The following is a 3999-nucleotide window of genomic DNA, read 5'->3' as shown; positions in this document are numbered from 1 at the left end:
TGTCCGACGCGGTCCAGACCCGCGACCGCTGGACCTTCCGCCGCGACCTGGCGTCGAAGGATCCCAACTGGCTGCTGATCGAAACCGACGAGGAAGAGTGAGGGCGTCCGCGAGGGCCTTCACTCTCGCCGCTCTGCTATTCGTCGCGGGATGCGTCCAGCGGACGCCGCCGGTTGCGGTGCCGCCGGTCAAGCAGGTTATCACGACAGCGTTGCAGGCGGGGGTTGCCCTCGCTGAACCGCAGCCGCTCGACGAAACCGCCGCGACCCGCGCGCTGACGGCGTTTCGGGCGAGCTGTCCGGTGTTGGCAACACGAGTCGATGGTTCGGGGCTGACGCAGGCGAGCGACTGGGCGGGGCTGTGCGCAGAAGCGGCGAGCGTTGCCGAGGGCAGCGCCGCGGCCTTTTTCCACGACCGGTTCGAATGGGTCCGGGTCGGCGACGGCGCGGCCTTCGCCACCGGCTATTATGAGCCCGAGATCGCGGCTTCGCGAACTCGAAAGCCGGGATTTGACACGCCAATCTATGGCCTTCCAGCCGACCTCATCCGCTGCACCCGCGTGGATGGGACCGAGGGCAGGGGACGGCTGGACGCGGCGGAACTGTGCGTGCCCTATTTCACGCGCGGCGAGATCGAGGGTGGCGCGCTCGCCAATCGCGGGCTCGAGATTGGCTGGGCGGCCGATCCAGTGGCGCTGTTCTTCGTCGAAATCCAGGGTTCGGGCCAGCTGCGGCTGGCCGACGGGTCGGTGATGCGGATCGGCTATGCCGGGCAGAATGGACAGCCCTATGTGGCGATCGGCAAGCTGCTGCGCGAGCGCGGGATCCTCCCGCCGGGCGGAGCAAATATGCAGGCGATCCGTGACTGGATCGCGGCGCATCCCGACGAAGGCAAGGCGCTTATGCGCGAGAATGCGTCCTATATCTTTTTCAGGGAATTGACGGGCGCCGGGCCGCTCGGCGCGTTGAACGTGCCGGTGACCCCCAACGCCAGCGTTGCTGCCGATCCGGCCTTCATCCCGCTTGGTGCGCCGGTCTTCCTGGCGATGGACCGGGCGGAAGCCAGCGGACTGTGGGTGGCGCAGGATAGCGGCGGGGCGATCAAGGGTGTGAACCGGGTGGATACATTCTGGGGTGCCGGGCCTGACGCTGAGTGGATCGCCGGCGGCATGGCGGCGAAGGGGTCGGCGTCGATCCTGCTGCCAAAGGGGATGGTGGCGCGTGCGTCGGCTCGACCCTGAAGAGGCCGAACTGTGGGCCAGGGTCACCGCGACTATCCGCCCGCTGTCGCGTGAGCCGGTCGCGGTGAACCCGCCAGCACCGCTGACCCCGAAGCTGCCGCCCGTTCCGTTGGCACCGCGCGCCAAGGGGCCGTCGCCTCGTCTCCCCCCGCCGCCGCTTCTAGCGCCAAGGAAGCCACACACCGACGCGACACTCGATGGCAGCTGGGACCGGAAGCTGACCAAGGGCACGGTCGTGCCCGATCGGACGCTCGACCTGCACGGCCACAACCTCGATGGCGCATGGGATGCGATCGACCAGGGGCTGGAGCGGGCGATTGCCGCCGGTGACCGCGTCGTGCTGCTGATTACCGGCCATTATCGCTCCGGCGAGCCGCCCGTCGTTCGCGGGCGAATCCGGGCGGCGGTGCACGACTGGCTGGCCCATTCCCGCCATGCCCGCCACATCGCCGCGGTGCGTGGCGCGCACCCTCGGCATGGCGGCGGCGGCAGCCTCTATCTGATCCTTCGTCGCCCTCGCTGAGCCGACACATATTCTTAACTTGCAATGTTTAATTAGCAGCAAGGTAAGGGCGCGTGGTTGCGGGCCGCCGGGGATGTCGCGTCGATGAAACAGGGTACCGCGCAGAAGGTCAGCAACGTGCTCCTGTCGGGCGCGGCTGGCGCGGCGTCGTTCCTCTTCTCTCTGACCGCCTTCCTGTATGTGACCGAATTCGATGTGAAAATCCTCGCCTCGGTCATCGCCGGGGCGTTCTGCCTGCTGATCAGCTATGTCGCGTCCGAACGACCCAACAGCGAAAGCGCGCGGGCGCTGGCGGCGCTGGGCGATCGGCTGCTGGCGGTCGAGGATGGCGATCTGGTCAGCCCGGCGCCCGAGATCGTGCAGCGGACCATGCCGGCGGTGGCGGCGGCAGTCGACAGCCTGTTCGCCGAAGTCCGCTCGTCGATCGAGAACGCTCATTCGCTGGGCATGTACGACCCGGTCACGTCGCTGCCCAACCGGCTCCATTTCCGGGCCGAGGCCGACAAGCGGCTGACCGAACGGGGCGATCGCGGCGAGGACGGTACGCTGGGGGCGATGCTGTTCGTGGACCTCGACCGGTTCAAGGCGGTCAACGACAGCCTGGGCCATGCCCGCGGCGACCAGCTGCTGGTGATGGTCGCCAACCGGCTGCGCGTCGTGGTCGCCGCCGAAGTCAGCGACAATGATTTGCGCCGCCCGCTCGTTGCGCGATTGGCGGGGGACGAGTTCACCCTGTTCTTCGCGGCAATGGCCTCGGCGAGCGAGATCGAGCGAGTTGCGCGGCGCATTGCGCTGGCGATCAGCGAGCCGTTCGAATTGCACGGCCACAGCGTCGACATCGGGGCGTCGATCGGCGTCGCCATCTGCCCCGACCATGGGACGAGCATCGAGACGCTGATGCGCGCCGCCGACATCGCCATGTACCGCGCCAAGTCGCGCGGCGGCGGGCAGCATTGTATGTTCTCGACCGAACTGGCCGATGAGCATCAGCGGAAAATCGACACCGAACAGGCGCTGACCGACGCCGTCCAGCGCGGCGAATTCCTGCTAGCGCTGCAGCCGCAGCTGAGCCTGAGGACCGGGGAAATCACCGGGGCCGAGGCGCTCATTCGCTGGAACCATCCGCGCGACGGGATGCGCATGCCGGGAACTTTCATTCCGGTCGCCGAGCAGACCGGGATCATCGCCGAAATCGGGGACTGGGTGATCGCCGAGGTCGCATCGATGCTGGGCGCGTGGCACCGTGAGGGCAGCACGCAGCGGATCGCGTTCAACGTCAGCCCGCGCCAGCTCGACCGCGCCGATTTCTTCAGCCGGATGCGGCAGACATTCGCCGACCAGGGCGTGCCGCTGTCGCTGGTCGAATTGGAATTCACCGAATCGGCAGCGATGGAAGTGAGCAAGACCGTGCTCGAGGAAATCGCCGCGCTGCGCGCCGACGGAGCGATGATCGCGATCGACGACTTCGGCACGGGCTACTCCAACCTGGCCCGGCTGCAAGCGATGCCGCTCGACCGGGTCAAGCTCGACCAGTCGCTGATCGCTGACATCGAGACGAGCGAGAAGGCGCGGGTCGTGGTCCAGGCGGTTGTCCAGCTGATCCACGGCGTCGGCTGCGAGATCGTCGCCGAAGCGGTCGAGAATGTCGCGCAGGCGGACATATTGCGCGCGATGGGCTGCCAGACGGTTCAGGGCTTCGTCTTTGCCCACCCGATGTTCGAGGATGAATATCGCACCTGGGTGCTGAACGCCGAGCGGACGGGTTCGCGGCGGAGTGCGTGATCGACGCTAGGCGAACGCCTTCGCGATGACGCGGGCGTAGATGCGCGACAACGCCCGAATGTCCGCGAGCGCCGCATGCTCGTCGAGCTTGTGCATCGTCGCGTTGGGGAGGCCGAAGTCGACCACCGGGCATAGCTTGATGAGGAAGCGGCCGTCGCTTGTGCCGCCGCCGGTGGATAGCGCGGGGTCGATGCCGACCTCGTCGCGGATCGCCGAGACGACCAGGTCGTAGAGGTGGCCCGGTGGGGTGAGGAAGGCTTCGCCCGAGATCAGCGCGCGGACGGTGGCGCCGGGGGCTTCGCGCTCGGCTATTGCCGTGACCTTCGCTACGAGATCGGACCCGCGCTGCAAGTTGTTGAAGCGGATGTTGAGGCGCGCGCTCGCCCCGCCGGGGATGACGTTGGCCGCGCCGGCCGGCACCGCGACCTCGGTGAACTCCAGGTTCGAGGCGGGG

General features: G+C 67.7%; 4 protein-coding genes. 3 read left to right on the top strand and 1 reads right to left on the bottom strand.

The genetic code is table 11. From position 1 onward, the window contains the following. Positions 1-97 precede the first annotated feature (97 nt). From RMN84_RS11935 to RMN84_RS11925, 3 genes are all read left to right on the top strand, one after another. Positions 98-1240 (top strand): murein transglycosylase A, encoded by a 1143-nt coding sequence (locus RMN84_RS11935; protein WP_309612389.1) that lies wholly within the window; start codon positions 98-100, stop codon positions 1238-1240. Continuing rightward, positions 1221-1763 carry a Smr/MutS family protein gene (locus RMN84_RS11930; protein ID WP_309612388.1) on the top strand — a complete coding sequence of 181 codons (543 nt, stop codon included), beginning with the start codon at positions 1221-1223 and terminating at the stop codon, positions 1761-1763. The genes RMN84_RS11935 and RMN84_RS11930 overlap by 20 nt, the downstream gene beginning before the upstream one ends. Positions 1764-1847: 84 nt before the next feature. Further along, complete coding sequence (locus RMN84_RS11925) at positions 1848-3545, top strand: EAL domain-containing protein (RefSeq protein ID WP_309612387.1); 1698 nt, start codon at positions 1848-1850, stop codon at positions 3543-3545. Between the two features lie 6 nt (positions 3546-3551). Here RMN84_RS11925 and RMN84_RS11920 read toward each other — a convergent pair. After that, a partial coding sequence (locus RMN84_RS11920) for a M20/M25/M40 family metallo-hydrolase (protein WP_309612386.1) occupies positions 3552-3999 on the bottom strand: 448 nt, incomplete at its 5' end.

Source organism: Sphingomonas sp. (assembly GCF_031380695.1).
In the GTDB taxonomy this organism is placed as follows: domain Bacteria; phylum Pseudomonadota; class Alphaproteobacteria; order Sphingomonadales; family Sphingomonadaceae; genus Sphingomicrobium.
Note: the sequence above shows the minus strand (reverse complement) of the source record. Positions and strands in the feature narration are given on the sequence as shown.